Genomic DNA, 21,711 nt, shown 5'->3' on the forward strand with positions numbered 1-21,711 from the left:
CCGTCTATGCCGTGCGCAGGAAGTGGTCCAGGACCCGGACGCCGAAGTGCAGTGCCTCGACGGGGACGCGTTCGTCGACGCCGTGGAACATCGCCTGGTAGTCGAGGCCCTCGGGGAGCCTGAGCGGGGCGAAGCCGTAGCCGGTGATGCCGAGCCGGGAGAACTGCTTGGCGTCGGTGCCGCCGGACATGCAGTACGGCACCACATGCCCTTCGGGCGCGAACTCCTCGACGGCGGCGCGCATCCGGGCGTACGTCGGCGAGTCCAGCGGCGCCTGGAGGGCGACCCCGCGGTGGTGGAACTCCCAGTCGACGTCGGGTCCTGTGAGGTGGTCGAGGGTGGCGCGGAACTCGTCCTCGGTGCCGTACAGAAAGCGTCCGTCGACGAACGCGACGGCCTCGCCGGGGATGACGTTGACCTTGTAACCGGCGTTCAGCATGGTCGGGTTGGCGCTGTTTCGGATGGTGGCCTCGACCAGCTTGGCGGCCGGGCCGAGCTTCTCCAGAAGCAGGTCCACCTCGCACAGGTCGGGGGCGATGCCGTAGAGGGCGGCGAGTTCGGTGAGGGCGGCACGGACCGTGGGGGTGAGGCGGAGCGGCCACCGGTGCTCGCCGATGCGGGTGACGGCGGCGGCGAGGCGGGTGACCGCGTTCTCGTTGTTCACCTTGGAGCCGTGTCCGGCGCGGCCGCGCGCGGTGAGCTTGAGCCAGCCGGTGCCGCGCTCTCCTGCGGCGATGGGGTAGATGTGGCGTCCGCTGCCGTCGTGGAAGGTGAAGGCGCCCGACTCGCCGACGCCCTCGGTGCAGCCCTCGAACAGCTCGGGGTGGTGGTCGGCGAGGAACCCGGAGCCGTCCACCGCGCTGTCCTCCTCGTCGGCGGTGAACGCGACGACGATGTCGCGGCGCGGGCGCAGCCCTTGGCGGGCCCAGGTCCGCACCACGGCCAGGATCATCGCGTCCATGTTCTTCATGTCGACGGCGCCCCGGCCCCACACAACCCCGTCGCGGATCTCCCCGGAGAACGGGGGGACGCTCCAGTCGGCGGCCTGGGCCGGCACCACGTCGAGGTGGCCGTGGACGAGCAGCGCGTCGGCGGCCGGGTCGGTGCCCTCGATACGGGCCACGACGTTGGTGCGCCCCTCGGTCCGCTCCAGGAGGATCGGCTCCAGGCCGGCCCCGGCGAGCTGCTCGGCCGCGTACTCGGCGGCGGGCCGCTCCCGGCAGTCGCCGCCGCCGTGGTTGCTGGTGTCGATCCGGATCAGTTCGGAGGTGAACCGGACGACCTCGACCAGTGCCTGCTCGTCAGCCATACTGCTCCTCCACCGCGGACGAGACGATCGTGGTGACCGCCTTGAAGGTGCGGATGCCGTCGTACATGGTCGCTTCGGTGTACGCCACCTTCCGCTCGCCGATCCGTTCGACGCCGGGGACGACGGTGGCGGAGAGGGCGAGGTGCTCGGCGTCGAACTCCAGGGCGATCGTGAAGGGTCCGCCGGTCACGGGTGTGTGCCGTACCGCGAGGCGGACGGCGTCCTTGGCGGCGGAGCGGATGTCGGCGGCGGTCCTGGCCGGGGTACGGCAGACGGCCGCGTACCGCGACACATGGTCCTTGACGGCGACCTTGAGGGCCTCGGGCGCGTAGCCGAGAGCGTCCTCGCAGGCCAGGTCGTCGCCGGTGAAGAGGACGACGGGGACGCCGTACTCGGCGACGACGTGTGCGTTGAGCAGGCCCTCGCTGGCACGGACGTCGTTGAGCCAGACACCGGTGATGGAGTTGGCGAGGTAGGTGTGGGCGAGGACGCCCTCCATGCCGGCGCCGGTGTGGTAGCCGACGAAGGCGATGCCGTCGATGTCACCGTGCTGGACGCCCTCGACCATGGAGAGGGACTTGTGGCGGCCGGTGAGCAGCTCGGCGCGTTCGTCGAGCTGCTCCAGGAGCAGGTTGCGCATGCTCCAGTGGGCCTCGTTGATGACGACCTCGTCGGCGCCGCCGTCGTAGAAACCGAGGACGGCGGCGTTGACGTCGGAGGTGAACATCGACCGGCACCGCTCCCACTGCGGCGTCCCGGGCAGCACGTCGCCGGGCCAGGTCACCCCGGTGGCGCCTTCCATGTCGGCGCTGATGAGGATCTTCATGGTGCTTCACGTTACGCGCCGACGAGGGAACTTCCTACGAAGCGGAGAGCCCGCACGTGCTCCGCGACCGGTTCGCCCGGAGCACGGCCGCCGTCACGACCGCGGCCCCGGCGGCCCTGCCCGGCCTGCCTCCCGGTACCGGACCCGGGCGCCGAAGCAGTCGCCACGTGCCTCGGTGACCCGGCCCGGCCCGGTGTCCCGGTCCCGCTCCGCCAGGGCGATGTCGGCGAGTCCGCGCAGGCCTGCCGCCGTGTACGCCCCCGGCAGATGCCCCGCGACCCACCGGTCGCCAGTGCCGTCCTGCCCGTCGGATCACCCATCGTCCGCTCCTTGCTCAGCGGCCGGTCCTCGGCGCGCGACCGGCGACCGGCCGCGGTGACGAGGGCGGTTCACCGGAACGCGGAGCCCCACCGGTCGCCGTGGGGCGCCGTGGGTTCGAGCGGTTGTCGGTGGCCGGGTGCCTGCCGTCCTCCCCTCCGCTCGGCAGGTCACGGAGCCGGGCGGGTGCCGCCCGCGCCGTGTCGTTCGGGGCCGGTCAGCTCTCCCGGCCCGCCAGCAGCCAGGTGGACGGCAGCACGATCCGTTCGCCGTCCGGGGTGAACTCGGTGGTCGTCAGAGGGAGTTGGCCGCTGGCGAGGACGGTGAGGCCGGCGGTGCGGAGGTATTCGGGGATCGCGTCGTCGGCGACCTCGCCGGGGGCGATGCCGTGGCGGAAGACCGGGGCGAGCTTGGCCGGCGGGCCGGACGGGCTCTGGGCGAGGCCGCCGAGGATGGGGCCGGCCGCTTCGGAGAGTTCGACGAGGAAGGCCCGGCCGCGGCTGCCGACGAGGGTGGCGATGGCGTCGGCCATCGGCTGCCGGTCGTCGGGTTCGCACTGGTGCAGGACGCCCCGCATATAGACGTTGGCTTCGCCGAGTTCCGCGTGCAGGGCCTCGACCTCGCTCTTCTCGGCCCCGTCGAGCAGCCGGTAGTGGGCCTGTCCGGCGGGATCGGCGTGCCGGGCGTGTTTCACGGCGGCCTCGGCTATGTCGACGCCCAGGACGCGCGGGAACCGCTGGGCGAGGAAGCGGGTCTGGGTGCCGTTGCCGCAGCCCAGGTCGACCATCGGCAGGCCGGGATCGGTGAGACGGGGTTCGAAGAGGGCGACATGGACGGCGGCGGTCACGCCCGGTTCGGCGTCCCAGAACACCGCCCCCTGCTCGTCGGGCGCCTCGCGCCAGAAGCCCTCCCAGGCATGCCGGTACCGACTCGTCACGCTCATGGCCAACTCCCCAGGGTCAAACCGCAGATGACCGTCGTAAGTGACGGGCGAGTACGGTCTACCGTGCGCCGGTTACGGCCACAAGCGCCCGGCGCGTTCCTTCACTCCACATTCGACGGAACGTGCGCCCCCGTGGTCAGCGGCGCCGTGCGGTGAGCTCGAACCACACCGTCTTCCCGGCGGCCGTACGGCTGGTGCCCCATTCCCGGGCGAGGGTGCTGACGACCCGCAGTCCGCGTCCGGTGTCGTCGCCGGGGCCCGTGCTGAGCAGGGTCGGCAGGGTGTGGTCGTCGTCATCGACCTCGCACAGCAGGGTCTCGCCGCGGATCAGCCGCAGTTGGACCGGACGGCTGTGGGAGTGCCGGATCGCGTTGGTGACGAGTTCGCTGACCATGAGTTCGGTGGGGTCGGCGAGCTTGGCCAGACCCCAGTCGTGGAGCTGTTCGCGGACGGCGGCGCGGGCGCGGCGGACCTCGGCGGGGTCGAGGGCGAGCCGCCATTCGGCGACGTCGTCGGGTTCGATGCCGTTGAGGCGGGCCATCAGCAGGGCGACGTCGTCCTTGCGGCCGCCGCGGGTATTGAGGGCGCGGATGATGGTGTCGCAGGCGTCGTCCATGGAGGCGGCCGGGTGGGCGGCGGACTCGCAGAGGGTGGCGAGGCCGACGCCGATGTCCACACCGCGCATCTCGACCAGGCCGTCGGTGCACATCACCAGCCGGTCACCGGGTTCGACACGCACCCGCAGCGACTCGAAGGCGACGCCGCCGACACCTATGGGCGCACCGGTGGGCAGGTCGAGGAGTTCACTGCGGCCGTCGACGGCGCGCACCAGCACCGGAGGGATGTGCCCCGCGTTGGCAAGGTGCAGTTCGCCCTCGATCGGGTCGTAGACGGCGTAGAGGCAGGTGGCGAGGTAGCTGTCGCCGAGGCGCTGAGCCAGGTCGTCGAGATTGCGCAGGAGTTGGGCAGGAGGCAGGTCCATGGCCGCCATCGTCTGGACGGCGGTGCGCAACTGGCCCATCATCGCGGCCGAGTTGAGCCCGTGGCCCATGACGTCGCCGACGACCAGGGCGGTGCGGGCGCCCGGGAGTTTCACGGAGTCGAACCAGTCGCCGCCGACCCGGCCGAGGAGCGTGCCCGGCAGATAGCGGGTGGCGATGTCGCAGCCCGCCATGCGCGGCGGGATGTGCGGCAGCATGCTGTCCTGGAGGGTCTCGGCGACGCTCTCCTGGTAGGTGTACATGCGCGCGTTGTCGAGCACGAGGCCTGCGCGGGCGGCGAGTTCGGCGCCGGTGACCCGGTCCATGTCGTTGAACAGCTCGCGCTCGGGGTGGCGCAGCAGGATCATGAAGCCGAGTACGACGTTGCGTGCCTTGAGCGGGACGACCAGCATCGAACGGCCGGTGATCAACGGCCGGATGTCGCGCTTCTCGAACTGGGAGGCGATGGCGTGGCCCATCTCCTCGCTGATGCGCGGCACGAGGACCGGGTCGCCGGTGGTCATGCAGTGGAAGAACGGGGTGTGGGCCGGGAACGGCATGGCCTCGCCGACCGGAATGACGTCGTCCCAGCGGCCGGGTTCGTCGGTGTGTTCGACGGCGACCCGGTGCCACATGGTGGTGGTGTCTGGCACGCCGTCCGGGAACCCCTCGCCGGCGACGACCTGTTCGCGCAGGTAGGTGCCGGCGACGTCGGTGAAGCGGGGTACGACGGCTCTGCTGACCTCGATGATGGTCCGGGAGAGGTCGAGCGAGGTGCCGATCTTCCCGCTGACCTCGTTGAGGAATTCGAGGCGTTCGCGGACGGCCGTGTACTCCAGGTCCTCGCCTTCGTCGTCGGCGAGTTCCCCGGGGCGCGGCAGTCCCTTGGCTGCGGCGAGGGCGGCGCGTTCGCGGCGGGCCTTGCGTTCGGTACGGCGGGTGACGCCCCAGTCGGGGGTGACGGGGACCCGGTCGTTCTGGCTGAACTCCAGGATCGGATAGCCGAGTTCGAGGACCTGGGCGACGATCCGGGCGCTTTCGTCCACGCTCATGCTGGGCAGGATGTCGGGCAGCCTGCGGGCCAGTTCCTCGGCGCCGGGGAAGTCGGTGTGCAGGGCGAATCCGGGGGCGATGCGCTCGAAGGCGATGCCCTCGTCGCGCTCGGCCTGGCGCAGCCGCTCGGCGTCGGCGGCGAGTACGAGCAGCCTCTCGCTGCCCGGGCCGACCAGCGGATACGCCCACCACAGCACATCGGCTCGGCCGTGGTCGGGCACGGTGAGCCGGGCGCGGCCGGCGGCGGGGAAGTTCAGTCGTCCGTCGAGGGAGGACTCCAGGTCGGGGCCGAGTCCGTCGTACGCCGCGTAGGCCCCGTAGGGGGTGATCTCGTCGTCCTCGGGGAGGGCGCCGGAGACGGGCAGCAGGTCGAGGACCGAGCGGCCGATCGCCTCCTCCTTGGCGGCGCCGAAGAGCCGTCGGGCACCGGAGCTCCAGTGGGAGACCTGGCCGTCACGGTCGACGACGACCACGGCCAGCGGGATACGGCCCGCCGCCCCGTCGCCGGCGCCGAGGCCGGGAGGTGCGTCCCGCTCGCTGCCATGCTCCATGGCCCAGGCCCCTCTCCCCACGGCTCCGCAAAAGATCTGTGCCGCCCGCCACTACCGTACGGTGGCGGCCGGTTGCGATGTGTGGCAATCCTGGAATTGGTTTCACCGAATCGCGCCAACGCGCAGGTCCGCGCCTTTGGGCGGGGCGCGGACCGTTCCGGCCGCGTCGGCGCTCAGTCCTCGTGCCCGAGTTGGAGATCGCGTTCGGTGCGGCCGCCGCCCGCGACCTGGAGGACCGTGGCGACCGGCGGGTAGCCGGAGGCGATGACGGTGTACTCGCCGGAGGAGAGGTCGACGAACCGGAACGTTCCGTCGGGTCCGGTGGTGACGGTGTCCACGACGTTCCCGGCCGCGTCGAGCAGGGTGACGCGCGCGTCCTGCACCGGCCGGCCGCCGCCGGCCCGGACCGTGCCCTTCAGCACGGCGCCGCCCGCGAGTTCGACGTCCTGCCGGGTCTCCCGGGAGGCCTGGACGGTGACCGGGAGGGCGGCCGGGCGGAAGGCGGGGGCGCTGGCGGCGAGGGTGTACTCGCCGGCCACCAGCTCGGTGATGACATAGCCGCCCTCGCGCCCGCTGCGCACACTGGCGACGACCTCGCCGTGCACGTTGGTGAGCGTGACGGTGGCGTCCCGCACGGGCGAGCCGTCGGCGGTGAGGACGCTGCCCGCGAGACGCCCGGCGCCGCCGAGGACGACGTCCAGCTCGACGGGCCGCTCGCCGACGGTCACGGTGACGGCCTGGGGCTGGTGGCCGCCGGCGGCGGCGATCAGGACGTACGCGCCTGAGCCCGGCGTGGCCAGGGCGTACCGTCCGTCCTCGCCGCTGGCGCCCCGGCCGATCTGCCGGCCGACGGCGTCGATGAGGGTGAGCGCAGCGCGGGGCACCACGGTCCCGTCGGGGTGCTGGACCGTGCCGCAGACGGGGATCCCGGCGCCGGGGCGGGGCTGGACGGGGGGCGCGCCGGCCGACGGCTGGGGGCGGGCCTGCGGGATCGGGGCGGTCACGGACGCGGGCTCCGGTTCGGCGGTGTAGTGGGACACCAGCGGTTTCTCCTTGAGGAAGCAGGCGACGATCAGGCCGAGGACCAGCACCGGGACCAGGTAGAAGAAGATCCGGGGCATCGCGTCGGCGTAGGCGCGGATGTAGGCGTCGCGCAGTGCCGGGGGCAGCGCGTGGACGAGCTGCGGGGTGAGGGATTCGGGGTCGGGCAGGCGGGTGCCGGTGCGGGCGGGGAGCTGTCTGTGCAGGGCGTCGGTGAGCCGGTCGGCGAACAGGGTGCCGAAGACCGCGGCGCCGACGCTGCCGCCGATCTGCCGGAAGTAGTTGTTGGCGCTGGTGGCGGTGCCGAGGTCGGTGGGCCGTACGGAGTTCTGCACGGCGAGGACCAGCACCGGCATCACCATGCCGATCCCGGCGCCGAGGACGGCCATCCAGATGCTGTACTGCCAGCGCGGGGTGCCGGCTTCGAGCCGGGAGAGGAGCCACATGCCGACCACCGACAGTCCCCCGCCGAGCACCGGGTAGATCCGGTAGCGCCCGGTGCGGCTGATGAGCTGTCCCGCGACGACCGAGGCGCCGACGATCCCGCCCATCATGGGCAGCATCAGCAGCCCGGACCCGGTCGCCGAGGCGCCGTCGACCATCTGCAGGAAGGTCGGCAGATAGCTGGCGGCGCCGAACAGTGCGACGCCGACGACCAGTCCGACCAGACCGGCCACGTCGAAGACGGGGTCCCGGAACAGCCTGAGCGGGATGAGGGGTTCGACCGCGTGGCGCTCGACGAGGAGGAACAGCCCGGTGGCGGCCAGCGCTCCCGCGCCGAGCCCGAGGATGACGTGCGAGCCCCACGCGTACTCGGTCCCGCCCCAACTGGTCAGCAGGACGAGGCAGGTGGAGACGGTGGCGAGCAACAGCGCGCCCAGCACGTCGAAACGGCCGCGGGCCGGGGGCTTCGGCAGCTTCAGTACGACGGTGATGACGGCCAGCGTGACCAGGCCGAAGGGGACGTTGACGTAGAAGCACCAGCGCCAGGAGAGGTGATCGGTGAAATAGCCGCCGAGCAGGGGGCCGGCGACGGAGGCGAGGCCGAAGGCGGCGCCGATCAGGCCCATGAACCGGCCGCGCTGCCGTGGCGGCACGATGTCGGCGATGATCGCCTGCACACCGATCATCAACCCGCCGGCGCCGACGCCCTGTACGGCCCGGAAGGCGATCAACTGGTCCATCGTCTGCGCCCGTCCGGAGAGCGCGGAGCCGACGGCGAAGACGAGGATCGCGAACTGGAAGACGCCCTTGCGGCCGATGAGGTCGCCTAGCTTGCCGTAGACGGGGAGGCCCACGGTGGCGGTGAGCAGATAGGCGGTGATCGCCCAGGACATCCTGTCGAGGCCGTGCAGTTCGCCGACGATCTTCGGCAGCGCGGTGGCGACGATCATCTGGTCCAGCGCGGCGAGGAGCAGGGCGAGCATCAGCCCGCCGAACACCAACCAGGTGCGGCGCGGCCCGAGTCCGGACGCCGGGGCGGGTTCCGGCACGGGGGCGTCCGAAGCCGCCATGGCCGGTTCCTCGTACTGCACCAGTGTCGTTCCGCCCACGTACCGCTCCCCTCGTCGCACCTGCGCACAATTACCGCCGTTAGGCGACAACTACGGGCAAGCACGACGAGTTACGGTTCAAAGCCGGTGGAGACGGAGATCCACTCGAACCGGTGAGGGGGCCCGACGGGGGGCAACGCCCCCTGTCCGTCCGGAGGTTACTTCTCGACCTCGGCGGCGAGCTTGGCGAGCACCGCATCGTAGATCCGGCCGAGGCCCTTGGGCGCGAAGGTCTTCTCGAAGAAGCCGCCGATGCCGCCGGCGCCCTGCCAGGTGGTGTGGACGACGACCTTGGACCTGCCCTCGCCGGCCGGGGTGACACGCCAGGTGGTGACCATGGAGGAGTTGCGGTCCTTCTCGACGAGTTCGCCGTCGGTGGGCTCGCTGACCTCCAGGAGGCAGTCGCGGACGCGCTTGCTGGTGGCCTGGAGCTTCCAGTGGACGAGGGTGCCCTCGCCGTCGCCGCCCTCGCGCACCTCGTACTCGCTGAAGTGCTCGGAGAGCAGCTTCGCGCGCGTGCCGCTGTAGTCGGCGACCGCGTCGAACACCGTTTCCGCGTCCGCGGCGACGACCCGCTCGGTAGTGGCCTCGACCTGCGCCATTGCGTTCCTCCAGCACCTGAGTTCTCGGGGTTGTGCCAAGCCAACCACCCCGGCGCCCGGCCGCCCAAATCGGGGTGCCCGAAGCGGGCCCGAAGCGGTCGGAAACGCGAACGGAACCGGTGTCCGCGCGGTCTCCACAGATCGTTCGCACGATCATGGGAACAGATGTTCTATTCTATGGCGCAGTGCTACCGAGGAGGCGTCATGCGCTGGGAGAACCTCACCGAGGAGGCCGAGCACGGCCGGGCCGGGACCGCGCTGTTCGGCGCGGACGCGGTCACCACCCGCACCTTCGACACGCCCGAGTTCCGGGGGATCACGTTCCACGAGGTGCGGGCGCGTTCGATCATCAACCGGGTGCCGGGCGCCTCGCGGATGCCGTTCGAATGGACGGTGAACCCGTACCGAGGTTGTTCGCACGCGTGCGTGTACTGCTTCGCCCGCAAGACCCACAGCTATCTGGACCTGGACACCGGGATCGGCTTCGACAGCCAGATCGTGGTCAAGATGAACGCACCCGAGCTGCTCCGCCGCCAGCTGGGCTCGCGGCGCTGGCTCGGCGACCACATCGCGATGGGCACCAACGTCGACTGCTACCAGCGCGCCGAGGGCCGCTACCGGCTGATGCCGGGAATCATCTCCGCCCTCACCGAGCACGCGAACCCGTTCTCGATCCTCACGAAGGGCACGCTGATCCTGCGCGACCTCGACCTGCTGCGCCGGGCGGCGGACGTCACGGAGATCGGCGTCTCGGTCTCGGTGGGGTTCGTCGACCCCGAGCTGTGGCGCACCGTGGAGCCGGGCACCCCGGCCCCCGAACGCCGGCTGGACGTCGTACGCGCCCTCGCCGAGGCCGGTATCGGCTGCGGGGTGCTGATGGCGCCGGTGATCCCCTTCCTGGGCGACCACCCGGCCCAACTCCGGGCCACCGTGCGGGCGATCGCGGCGGCCGGGGCCACCTCGGTGACGCCCCTGGTGCTGCATCTGCGGCCGGGCGCCCGCGAGTGGTTCATGAGCTGGCTCGCCGCCCACCACCCGCATCTGGTGCGGCGTTACGAGCGGCTGTACGCGGAGGGCGCCTACGCGCCGAAGTGGTACCAGCGCCGGATCACCCGTCAGGTGCACGAGCTGGCCCAGGAGTACGGCATCGGGCCCGACCGGGCGGGCACGCCCCGCCGGATCCCCGTACCGGCGACGGACGAGCCCGAGCTGCCGGAGCCGACCCAACTGACGCTGCTCTGAGCGCGTTCACGCCGGGGAGCGTTCGAGCGCAACCCTCGGACCAATTGGGTCAATAATCGTCAGATCATGTTCTTCCGGGCGCCGTTTCCGGGACGATGCGGCGAGGACCGTGACACGTGCGGTCCGCGATCCCTCCGTCCTGGGAGGACCCATGCGAACACGCGCAGCCGTGCTGTGCGCCGCCGCCGCTGTCGTGGCCGGGTCGGTCACCGCCCTGCCCGCGAGCGCCACCCCCCGATACCCCGTGCAGGTCTCCTCGGTGACCTGGAAGAAGTGCGGTACCACCGACTACCCGACGCTGCAGTGCGGCTCGGTCAGGGTGCCGCTCGACCACCCGAAGCCGGGCGGGAAGCGGATCACCCTCGCCCTCTCCCGCGTCCCGCACACCGCGTCGGCCTCTCAGGGGCCGCTGCTGGTCAACCCCGGCGGCCCGGGCGGCAGCGGGCTGGCCCTCGCGGGCTTCGTGGCCTCCGCGCTGCCCAAGAAGGTGGCGGCCCGGTACGACATCATCGGCTTCGACCCGCGCGGGGTCGGCCGGAGCAGCCCGGCGGTCGGCTGCGCGCCCGGCTTCTTCAAGCCGGTGCGCCCCGACTCGGTCCCGGCCACCGCCGCCCTCGAACAGGCGAACCTCGATCGCGTGAAGTCGTTCGCGGCGGCCTGCGGCAAGAAGTACGCGAGCCTGCTGCCGTATCTCGACACGGTCAGCGCCGCACAGGACCTCGACTCGATCCGCCAGGCCCTCGGGGCCCGCCGGATCAGTTACTTCGGCTACTCGTACGGCACCTACCTGGGCGCGGTCTACGCGAAGCTGCACCCCGACCGGATCCACCGGCTGGTCCTGGACTCGATCGTGGACCCGACGGGCGTCTGGTACGAGGACAACCTGAGCCAGGACCACGCGTTCAACGACCGGCAACGCGCCCTGATGGCCTGGATCGCCAAGTACGACTCGACGTACAAGCTCGGCACCGACCCGGAGCAGGTCGAGGCCAAGTGGTACGCCATGCGGGCCGCGCTGGCGAAGAAGCCGGCGGGCGGCAAGGTCGGCGCCTCCGAACTGGAGGACACCTTCATCCCCGGCGGTTACTACAACGGCTACTGGCCCTACCTGGCCGAAGCGTTCTCCGCCTACGCCAACGGCAAGAAGACGACGGCGCTGGTCGAGGCGTACCGGAACTTCGCCGCGGTCGACGCCTCGGGCGAGAACGGCTACAGCGTCTACGCGGCCGTCCAGTGCCGGGACTCCTCCTGGCCGCGGGACTGGAACCAGTGGAGCAAGGACAACTGGGCGGCGTACGAGAAGGCGCCGTTCATGACCTGGAACAACGCCTGGTACAACGCGGCGTGCGCCTACTGGCCGACGAAGACACTGAAGCCGACGGACATCGCCAACGCCGAACTCCCGCCGGCCCTCCTCTTCCAGGCCACGGACGACGCGGCCACCCCCTACCAGGGCGGCGTCACGACCCACCGCCTGCTGGCCGGCTCCGGCCTGGTCGTCGAGCAGGGCGGCGGCAACCACGGCATCACACTGAGCGGCAACACCTGTCTGGACAAGTACCTCGCCACCTACCTGACCGACGGCAAGGTCCCGCACGGCACCGGCACGGCCGACGCGACCTGCCGCAAGTCGCCGGACCCGAAGCCCCTGAAGACGAAGGCGGCGTCGGCGGCGTCCCGCGGCTCGACCCTGCACGGCCTGCTGGGCTTCCGCGGCTGAACGGAGCCTGACGATCCGTCGAGGGCGTTGTCGGACCCGTGGTCCACCATGGACACATGAGTGACCTGACCCGAATCCCCGCCCCCGACGGAGTCGCCCCCGCCGCCCAGTACACCCACGTGGTGGCGGCCACCGGCCGGTTCGTGGCCGTCTCCGGCCAGCTCCCGCTGGACGAGAACGGCAGGCCCGTCGGGGGCGGCGACCCGGCCGCCCAGGCCCGCCAGGTTTTTGAGAACCTGCGCCGCTGCCTGGCGGCGGCTGGGGGTACCTCCCACGCCCTTAAGGCAGTGGGGGAGAGCCACCTTCGACGACGTCGTCAAACTCACCTACTTCGTCACGGACATGGCGTACATGCCGGCGATCCGGGCGGCCCGCGCCACCCACATACCCGACGACCGCCTCCCCGCGTCCTCCGCCGTCCAGGTCGCCGCACTGGTCGGCCCGCAGTTCCTGCTGGAGGTCGAGGCCCTGGCGGTCGTGGCCGGCTGACGCGAAATCCCGGGCGGGCGGAGCCGTCCGCTCCCTAGGGTGCCGTCATGAACGACGACCGCCTTCGCATCCGCCCCATGACGCTCGACGACTGCGACCGCGTCTCCGAGATACGCATCCGGGGCTGGCAGTACGCCTACCGGGGGCTCATGCCGCAGCCGTTCCTGGACGGACTCAGTGTCGAGCGGGACGCCGAGCGGCGGCGGGGCCGGTTCCGGGACGGGGAGGACGGGGTGACGGACCTGGTCGCCGAGCGGGGCGGCGAGATCGTCGGGTGGGCTGCGCACGGGCCGTACCGGGACGGCGAAGTACGCACCGGCGACGCCGAGTTGTACGCGATCTACCTCGATCCGGCGCATCTCGGCAGCGGAGCCGGGCGCGCGCTCCTGGAGACGGTCCTCGACCAGTGTGCCGGGCACCCGCGCGTGTATCTGTGGGTGCTGAAGGGGAACGCGCGCGCCCGGAGGTTCTACGAGATCGCAGGCTTCCGGGCCGACGGCGCCGAGGAACCGTACGAGGTCGACGGGGTGCCGGTGCCCGAGGTGCGCTACGTCAGGGGCCGCGGCGTCACCGCGGCCTAGGGATACGGGCGAGGGCGCTCACCGCGGCCTCGGCGAGGGTCGGGTGGGCCAGGGCCTCGTTCAGGACGCGGCGGGCGCGGGGGTCGGCGAGGGTGCCGAGGCCGTCCACGCAGGCGAGGGCGACCTTGCGGTAGGGGTCGTGCGGGCGCAGCCGGCGTTCCAAGGTGGTGATGAGGGCGGGCACGGACTCCGGGGCGCGCAGTTCGACCAGGAGACGGACCGGGTGGAGGGCGTAGGCGACGCGGAGTTCGTTGGTGGCGAGGGCGGCTGCCGCGCGGGCGGTCCGCGGGTCCTGGAGGCGGGCCAGGGCGTGCGCGGCGGAGGCGCAGCGCGGTGGGTCGCGGTGGTTGAGCAGAAGCACCAGGGTCTCGAAGGCGCGCCGGTCGCCGGCCCTCCCCAGGCGGAACGCGGCCAGTTCCCTGGCCCACAGGGGCTGTCCGGCGGCGGTGAGCACCTCCGCCAACTCGTCGTGGTCCTCGGTGGCCAGGAGCCGGTCGTAGCCGGCCGTTCCCTGCGACTCCTGGCGCAGACGCTCCGTGAGTGATCGCAACTCTTCGTCCACGAAGCCCAGCGTAGAGGGGTTGCGGGAGGAGAGGGACGTACATCACAAAGTCGGGGGACTGGCGTGCTCGTTACCCGCCGGTTAAGCTCAATCGAGCGAGTCACCCACTCGCAGTAACGCTCACATCGGTTTGGTGACGCAGCCGCCGTGAGCATCAGGTCGGTTCGGTACCTCGTACCGCAGTACGGCCCGGCTCCGGGACAGGGCCGGTCGGAATCCGCCGCTCCCGGGCGTGTGCACGCCCGAGGTGGCAGCACCGGGCGTGTGCGCCAGTAGCCCGGAACCACCCGCATTCACGCAGCTCTCTCCGCACCCGGTGCGCCCCCTCGGCGCACCCGGGCGCGTTTCCAGTCGTCACCCTCATTCCTGGAGTCCCGCGATGGCCACTCCCCTGTCCGACCCTTCCCTGTCCCCGCTCAAGACCGTCGCCGTCGTCGGCCTCGGCACCATGGGCACCGGAATCACCGAGGTCCTCGCCAAGGCCGGCCGCGAGGTGATCGGCATCGACGTCAGCGAGGCCCAGGCCGCCCGGTCCCTCGTCGACCTGGAGGCCTCGACGGCGCGGGCCGTGGCGCGCGGCAAGCTCACCGAGCAGGAGCGCGCCGACGTCCTCGCCCGGGTCCGCACCGGCACCGACCTCACCGCCGCGGCCGACGCCGACCTCGTCATCGAGGTGACTCCGGAGTCGTACGACATCAAGCACCAGGTCATCCGCGAGCTGGACGGCATCGTCCGCCCGGAGACCATCCTCGCCACCGGCACCAACGCGCTCTCCGTGACCCGCCTGGCCGCCGACTCGGCCCGCCCGGAGCGCGTCCTCGGACTGCACTTCTTCAACCCGGCCCCCGCGATGAAGCTGGTCGAGGTCGTCTCCTCGGTCCTCACCGCGCCGAGCGCCGTCGCCGCCGTCACCGGCCTCGCCATCGAGCTGGGCAAGGAGCCGGTCGCGGTCGGCGACCGCCCCGGGTTCGTCGCGGACGGGCTGCTGTTCGGCTACCTCAACCAGGCCGCCGCGATGTACGAGGCGAAGTACGCCTCCCGCGAGGACATCGACGCGGCCATGCGCCTCGGCTGCGGCCTCCCGATGGGCCCCCTGGCCCTGCTGGACCTGATCGGCATCGACACCGCCCGTACGGTCCTGGACGCCATGTACGCCGAGTCCCGCGACCGCCTGCACGCCCCGGCCCCCATCCTCAAGCAGCTCAGCGAGGCGGGCCTGACCGGACGCAAGTCCGGCCGCGGCTTCTACACCTACGAGGCCCCCGGCAGCGCCACGGTCGTCCGCGACGCGCAGACCCCGCTGGACGGCGCCGCACTCACCCCGGGCCGTACGGTCCGCTCGGTCGGTGTCGCCGGCTCCGGCACCATGGCCTCCGGCATCGCCGAGGTCTTCGCCAAGGCCGGGTACGAGGTCGTCCTCGCCGCCCGCAGCGAGGAGAAGGCCCAGGCCGCCAAGGCCCGTATCGGCAAGTCCCTGGACCGCTCCGTCGGCAAGGGCCGGATGACCGCCGAGGCCGCCGCCCGGACCCTGGACCTGATCACCCCGGCGGGCTCGTACGACGCCTTCTCGGACGTCGACCTGGCCGTCGAGGCGGTCGCCGAGGACCTGGAGGTCAAGCGGCAGCTGTTCGCGACGTTCGACAAGGTCTGCAAGCCGGGCGCGGTCCTGGCCACCACGACCTCCTCACTGCCCGTCGTGGCCTGCGCCCGCGCCACCTCGCGTCCGCAGGACGTGATCGGCATGCACTTCTTCAACCCGGCGCCGGCCATGAAGCTGGTCGAGGTCGTGCGGACGGTGCTGACCGCCGAGGACGTGCACGCCACGGTCCGCGAGGTCTGCACGAAGATCCGCAAGCATGCGGTCGACTGCGGTGACCGGGCCGGATTCATCGTGAACGCCCTGCTGTTCCCCTACCTCAACAACGCGATCAAGATGGTCGAGGAGCACTACGCGTCCCTCGACGACATCGACGCGGCGATGAAGCTCGGCGGCGGCTACCCGATGGGCCCGTTCGAGCTGCTCGACGTGGTCGGCCTGGACGTCTCGCTCGCGATCGAGAAGGTCCTGCACCGCGAGTTCCGCGACCCGGGCCTCGCCCCCGCGCCCTTGCTGGAGCACCTGGTGGCCGCGGGCTGCCTCGGCCGCAAGACCGGCCGCGGCTTCCGCGAATATGCCCGCCGCTGACGGCGTCGGCGACTGGTTCCGGGACGAGGACGACTGGGGCGGCCTGCTCGACCCCGGCAGCCAGCTCCCGCCCGCACGGCCCGGCGGTCCCCCGCCCTTCGCGGGCGGGGGAAACCCCGGACATGCGCATCAAGCTGCGCACATGCAGTACGTTCGGGTCATGTCCCAGCCCGCCAGGTCCTCACGTACACCAGCCACGCCCGACGCGCCGGAGAGTGCCGCAGGCAGTCGCGCGGCGGCCCAGCGGCTCAAGATGCGCCGCGAACTGGCGGCCGCCGCGATGGAACTGTTCGCGACGAAGGGGTACGAGGCGACCACCGTCGACGAGATCGCGGCCGCGGCCGGGGTCGCCCGCCGCACGTTCTTCCGTCACTTCCGTTCCAAGGAAGAGGCGATCTTCCCCGACCACGACGACACGCTGATCCGCGCGGAGGCGGTGCTCAACGCGGCCCCGGCCCACGAGCACCCGCTCGACACCGTGTGCCGTGGCATCAAGGAAGTCATGAAGATGTACGCGGCCCGGCCGGAGATCTCGGTCGCCCGCTACAAGCTCACCCGTGAGGTGCCCACCCTCCGCGAGGCCGAGATCGCCTCGGTGGCCCGCTACGAGCGGCTCTTCACCCGCTACCTCCTCGGCCACTTCGACGAGCACGCCCACGCGGACGACGCGAACGACGACCCGCTGCTGGCCGAGGTCGCCGCGTCGGCGGTGGTCACCGCCCACAACCACGTGCTGCGGCGCTGGCTGCGGGCGGGCGGACAGGGGGATGTGGAGGCGCAGCTGGACCACGCCTTCGCGATCGTGCGGAAGACGTTCGGGACGGGCATCGGGGCCGGGCGCTCGACGGCGCCCAAGCCGGCGAGCCCCGCGACGGTGTCCTCCCAGGGCGAGGTGCTGGTCACCGTCGCCCGTACCGACGCCCCGCTGGACGAGGTCATGCGGACCATCGAACAGGCCCTCAAAGAACGCTGACCCCTCCCGCGGGGTGTCCCGCGACACTCCGTGCCTGTGATGACGGCCACCCGCCCGGGTGGCCGTTTTGGCATGTCAGGGGCCCTTTTCAGGCACCTTTCATGACCCGTTCGATCGATCATCGCTCATTTGTTACGTAAAGATTTCATCTGAGGCGAGGTTCTGGCACTCAGTGCCTTGCGACATGACACGCGGTGTCATACGTTGATGGTGTCCGGCCTGTCCCGGTGAGCCCACCAGCTCCCCCGCCGGACGCCTGCGTCACAGGCAACCTCCCGCGCCACAAAGCGCTGCCGAAGCACCACCCCCGCCGGACCGACGGCATCTTTCCCAAAACCCTCAGCAGCACCGACGTAACCCTCAGCGCCCCTTCCCTCAAGGGGCGCAAGCATCGCCGGAGGCAACACCGTGACCACTCAGGCCATTCTGGACGCGATCCAGTCGCCGGACTCGACGCCGGCCGACTTCGCCGCCCTGCCGCTCCCCGAGTCGTATCGCGCGATCACCGTGCACAAGGACGAGACGGACATGTTCGCCGGTCTGGAGACCCGCGACAAGGACCCCCGCAAGTCCATCCACCTCGACGAGGTGGCCCTGCCCGAGCTGGGCCCGGGCGAGGCCCTGGTCGCCGTCATGGCGTCCAGCGTCAACTACAACTCGGTGTGGACCTCGATCTTCGAGCCGCTGTCGACCTTCGGCTTCCTGGAGCGCTACGGCCGCCTCAGCGAGCTGACCAAGCGGCACGACCTGCCGTACCACATCATCGGTTCCGACCTCGCGGGCGTCGTCCTGCGCACCGGCCCGGGCGTCAACGCCTGGAAGCCGGGTGACGAGGTCGTCGCGCACTGCCTCAGCGTGGAGCTGGAATCGAGCGACGGGCACAACGACACGATGCTCGACCCCGAGCAGCGCATCTGGGGCTTCGAGACCAACTTCGGCGGTCTCGCCGAGGTCGCGCTCGTCAAGTCCAACCAGCTGATGCCGAAGCCGAACCACCTCAGCTGGGAGGAGGCCGCCGCCCCGGGCCTGGTCAACTCCACCGCCTACCGCCAGCTGGTCTCCCGCAACGGCGCCGGCATGAAGCAGGGCGACAACGTGCTCATCTGGGGCGCGAGCGGCGGACTCGGCTCGTACGCCACGCAGTTCGCGCTGGCCGGCGGCGCCAACCCCATCTGTGTCGTGTCCTCGCCACAGAAGGCGGACATCTGCCGCGCGATGGGCGCCGAGGCGATCATCGACCGCAACGCCGAGGGCTACAAGTTCTGGAAGAACGAGCAGGAGCAGGACCCGCGCGAGTGGAAGCGCTTCGGCAAGCGCATCCGTGAGCTCACCGGCGGCGAGGACGTGGACATCGTCTTCGAGCACCCGGGCCGCGAGACCTTCGGCGCCTCGGTCTACGTCACCCGCAAGGGCGGCACGATCGTCACCTGCGCCTCCACCTCGGGCTACAACCACGAGTACGACAACCGCTACCTGTGGATGTCCCTGAAGCGGATCATCGGCTCGCACTTCGCCAACTACCGCGAGGCCTGGGAGGCCAACCGGCTGATCGCGAAGGGCAAGATCCACCCGACGCTGTCGAAGGTCTACTCCCTGGAGGAGACCGGCCAGGCCGCCTACGACGTGCACCGCAACCTCCACCAGGGCAAGGTCGGCGTGCTCTGCCTCGCCCCCGAGGAAGGCCTCGGCGTGCGCGACGAGGAGATGCGCGCCAAGCACCTCGACGCCATCAACCGCTTCCGCAACATCTGAGACACCCGAGGTCATAGATGACTGAGCGTCAGAATGCCGCAGGCACGCGGGAGAAGGACCGGCCGTGGCTCATGCGCACGTACGCCGGCCACTCCACGGCCGAGGCGTCCAACGAGCTGTACCGGCGCAACCTCGCCAAGGGCCAGACAGGTCTGTCGGTGGCGTTCGACCTGCCGACGCAGACCGGCTACGACCCCGACCACATCCTCGCCCGCGGCGAGGTCGGCCGGGTGGGCGTGCCCGTCTCGCACCTCGGTGACATGCGCCGGCTGTTCCAGGACATCCCCCTGGAGCAGATGAACACCTCGATGACGATCAACGCCACCGCCATGTGGCTGCTGGCGCTCTACCAGGTCGTCGCGGAGGAGCAGGGCGCGGACATCACCAAGCTCCAGGGCACGACCCAGAACGACATCGTCAAGGAGTACCTGTCCCGGGGGACGCATGTCTTCCCGCCGGGGCCGTCGCTCCGCCTGACGACGGACATGATCGCGTACACGGTCTCCCACATCCCCAAGTGGAACCCGATCAACATCTGCAGCTACCACCTGCAGGAGGCGGGCGCCACGCCGGTCCAGGAGATCGCGTACGCCATGTCGACGGCCATCGCGGTCCTCGACGCCGTGCGCGACTCCGGCCAGGTGCCGCAGGAGCGCATGGGCGATGTCGTCGCGCGTATCTCCTTCTTCGTGAACGCGGGCGTCCGCTTCGTCGAGGAGATGTGCAAGATGCGGGCGTTCGGCCGCATCTGGGACAAGATCACCCGTGAGCGGTACGGCATCGAGGACGCCAAGCAGCGCCGGTTCCGGTACGGCGTCCAGGTCAACTCCCTGGGGCTGACCGAGGCGCAGCCGGAGAACAACGTCCAGCGGATCGTCCTCGAGATGCTCGCCGTGACGCTGTCGAAGGACGCACGCGCGCGTGCCGTGCAGCTGCCGGCCTGGAACGAGGCGCTCGGCCTGCCGACGCCCTGGGACCAGCAGTGGTCGCTGCGGATCCAGCAGGTCCTCGCCCATGAGAGCGACCTGCTGGAGTACGAGGACATCTTCGAGGGCTCGCACGTCATCGAGAAGAAGGTCGCCCAGCTGGTCGAGGACTCCCTCGCGGAGATCGACCGGATCCAGGAGATGGGCGGCGCGATGGCCGCCGTCGAGTCCGGCTACCTGAAGTCGCAGCTGGTCTCCTCGCACGCCGAGCGCCGGGCCCGGATCGAGTCCGGCCAGGAGAAGATCGTCGGCGTCAACATCTTCGAGACGACCGAGCCGAACCCGCTGACCGCTGACCTGGACACCGCGATCCAGACGGTCGACCCGGCCGTCGAGGCGAGGGTCGTGGCGGCGATCGGCCACTGGCGCGACACGCGCTACCAGCCACCGTTCAACCACCCGCGGCCCTGCAAGGCCCTGGAGCGGCTGAAGGAGGCCGCCAAGGGCACCGGCAACCTCATGGAGGCCACCCTGGAGTGCGCCCGCGCGGGCGTGACGACCGGCGAGTGGGCCGGGGCGCTGCGCGAGGTGTTCGGCGAGTTCCGGGCGCCCACCGGCGTCTCCTCGGCTCCCATAGCGGTCCCCGTCGAGCCGGGCTCGGCGCTGGCCGAGGTGCGGGCGAAGGTGGACGCCACCGCCCGCGACCTGGGCAGCGGCAAGCTCCGCTTCCTGGTGGGCAAGCCGGGCCTGGACGGTCACTCCAACGGCGCCGAGCAGATCGCCGTGCGCGCCCGTGACGCCGGCTTCGAGGTGGTCTACCAGGGCATCCGGCTGACGCCCGAACAGATCGTGGACGCGGCCCTCGCCGAGGACGTGCACGCGGTCGGCCTGTCTATCCTCTCCGGGTCGCACGCGCAGCTGGTCCCCGACGTCCTGGAACGACTCCGTGTGGCCGGTGCCACAGATATACCCGTGATCGCCGGTGGCATCATCCCGAACGGTGATGCCGAGCAGCTGCGGGAAGCCGGAGTGGCCGCGGTCTTCACCCCGAAGGACTTCGACATCACCGGAATCATCGGCCGCATCGTCGACGAGATCCGGAAAGCGAACAAGCTCGACCCTCTGGAGGTCCCCGCATGACGACGCCCGTCAACCGTCTCCGCCCGCGGCGCTCGTGCCTGGCAGTACCCGGTTCGAACCCCCGCTTCCTGGAGAAGGCGCAGGGTCTCCCGGCGGACCAGGTCTTCCTCGACCTGGAGGACGCGTGCGCGCCGCTCGCCAAGCCCGAGGCGCGGCACACCATCGTCAAGTTCCTCAACGAGGGCGACTGGACCGGCAAGACGCGCGTGGTGCGCGTCAACGACTGGACGACCGAGTGGACGTACCGTGACGTCGTGACGGTCGTCGAGGGCGCCGGCCAGAACCTCGACTGCATCATGCTGCCGAAGGTCCAGACGGCCCAGCAGGTGGTCGCGCTCGACCTCCTCCTCACCCAGATCGAGAAGACCATGGGCTTCGAGGTCGGCAAGATCGGCATCGAGGCGCAGATCGAGAACGCGCAGGGCCTCAACAACGTCAACGAGATCGCCACCGCTTCCCAGCGCGTCGAGACGATCATCTTCGGCCCGGCCGACTTCATGGCGTCCATCAACATGAAGTCGCTGGTCGTGGGCGAGCAGCCGCCCGGCTACCCGGCGGACGCCTACCACTACATCCTGATGAAGATCCTGATGGCCGCCCGCGCCAACAACCTCCAGGCGATCGACGGCCCCTACCTCCAGATCCGCAACATCGACGGCTACCGTGAGGTCGCCCGGCGCGCCGCCGCGCTCGGCTTCGACGGCAAGTGGGTGCTGCACCCGGGCCAGGTCGAGGCGTCCAACGAGATCTTCTCGCCGTCCCAGGAGGACTACGACCACGCCGAGCTGATCCTGGACGCGTACGACTACTACACGTCCGAGGCGGGCGGCAAGAAGGGCTCCGCGATGCTCGGCGACGAGATGATCGACGAGGCCAGCCGCAAGATGGCCCTGGTCATCTCCGGCAAGGGCCGGGCCGCCGGTATGCAGCGCACGTCGAAGTTCGAGATCCCGGAGGCCTGAGCG

General features: G+C 70.9%; 15 protein-coding genes and 1 pseudogene. 9 read left to right on the forward strand and 7 right to left on the reverse strand.

What is annotated here, in order from left to right:
• Positions 1-4: 4 nt before the first annotated feature.
• From EDD90_RS08535 to EDD90_RS08560, 6 genes are all read right to left on the reverse strand, one after another.
• Positions 5-1,309, reverse strand: coding sequence for a M20/M25/M40 family metallo-hydrolase (locus EDD90_RS08535; RefSeq protein WP_123972502.1), 1,305 nt, complete (start codon positions 1,307-1,309; stop codon positions 5-7).
• A complete protein-coding gene (locus tag EDD90_RS08540) occupies positions 1,302-2,135 on the reverse strand; it encodes a M55 family metallopeptidase (RefSeq protein WP_123972503.1) in 834 nt (277 codons plus the stop codon). The genes EDD90_RS08535 and EDD90_RS08540 overlap by 8 nt, the downstream gene beginning before the upstream one ends.
• 535 nt (positions 2,136-2,670) lie before the next feature.
• Positions 2,671-3,396: a class I SAM-dependent methyltransferase gene (locus tag EDD90_RS08545; RefSeq protein WP_123972504.1), complete on the reverse strand. Its 726-nt coding sequence runs from the start codon at positions 3,394-3,396 to the stop codon at positions 2,671-2,673.
• 136 nt (positions 3,397-3,532) lie between these two features.
• A complete protein-coding gene (locus EDD90_RS08550) occupies positions 3,533-5,980 on the reverse strand; it encodes a SpoIIE family protein phosphatase (protein WP_123972505.1) in 2,448 nt (815 codons plus the stop codon).
• Between the two features lie 173 nt (positions 5,981-6,153).
• Entirely contained in the window at positions 6,154-8,574 is a 2,421-nt protein-coding gene (locus tag EDD90_RS08555; RefSeq protein ID WP_185148989.1) for an MFS transporter, read from the reverse strand.
• Between the two features lie 158 nt (positions 8,575-8,732).
• Positions 8,733-9,176: an SRPBCC family protein gene (locus EDD90_RS08560; RefSeq protein ID WP_123972506.1), complete on the reverse strand. Its 444-nt coding sequence runs from the start codon at positions 9,174-9,176 to the stop codon at positions 8,733-8,735.
• A gap of 204 nt (positions 9,177-9,380) precedes the next feature.
• Between EDD90_RS08560 and EDD90_RS08565 the strand changes: the two genes are divergently transcribed.
• From EDD90_RS08565 to EDD90_RS08580, 4 genes and pseudogenes are all read left to right on the forward strand, one after another.
• Positions 9,381-10,418 carry an Rv2578c family radical SAM protein gene (locus tag EDD90_RS08565; RefSeq protein ID WP_123972507.1) on the forward strand — a complete coding sequence of 346 codons (1,038 nt, stop codon included), beginning with the start codon at positions 9,381-9,383 and terminating at the stop codon, positions 10,416-10,418.
• Positions 10,419-10,569: 151 nt separating this feature from the next.
• Positions 10,570-12,138, forward strand: coding sequence for an alpha/beta hydrolase (locus tag EDD90_RS08570; protein ID WP_123972508.1), 1,569 nt, complete (start codon positions 10,570-10,572; stop codon positions 12,136-12,138).
• A 56-nt stretch (positions 12,139-12,194) separates the two neighbouring features.
• Positions 12,195-12,627: pseudogene (locus EDD90_RS08575) on the forward strand (RidA family protein).
• 47 nt (positions 12,628-12,674) lie between these two features.
• On the forward strand, positions 12,675-13,208 hold the full coding sequence (locus tag EDD90_RS08580) for a GNAT family N-acetyltransferase (RefSeq protein ID WP_123972509.1): 534 nt from the start codon (positions 12,675-12,677) through the stop codon (positions 13,206-13,208).
• On the opposite strand, the gene EDD90_RS08585 is transcribed toward EDD90_RS08580, so the two are convergent.
• Positions 13,195-13,770, reverse strand: a complete 576-nt coding sequence (locus tag EDD90_RS08585; protein ID WP_123972510.1) for an adenylosuccinate lyase — start codon at positions 13,768-13,770, stop codon at positions 13,195-13,197. The two genes, EDD90_RS08580 and EDD90_RS08585, sit on opposite strands and share 14 nt — an antisense overlap.
• A 379-nt stretch (positions 13,771-14,149) precedes the next feature.
• Between EDD90_RS08585 and EDD90_RS08590 the strand changes: the two genes are divergently transcribed.
• From EDD90_RS08590 to EDD90_RS08610, 5 genes are all read left to right on the forward strand, one after another.
• Positions 14,150-15,955: a 3-hydroxyacyl-CoA dehydrogenase family protein gene (locus EDD90_RS08590; protein ID WP_123972511.1), complete on the forward strand. Its 1,806-nt coding sequence runs from the start codon at positions 14,150-14,152 to the stop codon at positions 15,953-15,955.
• A 160-nt stretch (positions 15,956-16,115) separates the two neighbouring features.
• A complete protein-coding gene (locus EDD90_RS08595; protein WP_185149588.1) occupies positions 16,116-16,928 on the forward strand; it encodes a TetR family transcriptional regulator in 813 nt (270 codons plus the stop codon).
• Positions 16,929-17,336: 408 nt separating this feature from the next.
• Complete coding sequence (gene ccrA / locus EDD90_RS08600) at positions 17,337-18,680, forward strand: crotonyl-CoA carboxylase/reductase (RefSeq protein WP_123972513.1); 1,344 nt, start codon at positions 17,337-17,339, stop codon at positions 18,678-18,680.
• Positions 18,681-18,697: 17 nt separating this feature from the next.
• A complete protein-coding gene (locus EDD90_RS08605) occupies positions 18,698-20,746 on the forward strand; it encodes a protein meaA (protein WP_123972514.1) in 2,049 nt (682 codons plus the stop codon).
• Entirely contained in the window at positions 20,743-21,708 is a 966-nt protein-coding gene (locus EDD90_RS08610) for a CoA ester lyase (RefSeq protein WP_123972515.1), read from the forward strand. The genes EDD90_RS08605 and EDD90_RS08610 overlap by 4 nt, the downstream gene beginning before the upstream one ends.
• The last annotated feature ends 3 nt before the right edge of the window (positions 21,709-21,711 follow it).

The sequence above is a fragment of the Streptomyces sp. Ag109_O5-1 genome (assembly GCF_003814875.1).
Classification (GTDB): Bacteria; Actinomycetota; Actinomycetes; order Streptomycetales; family Streptomycetaceae; genus Streptomyces; species Streptomyces sasae.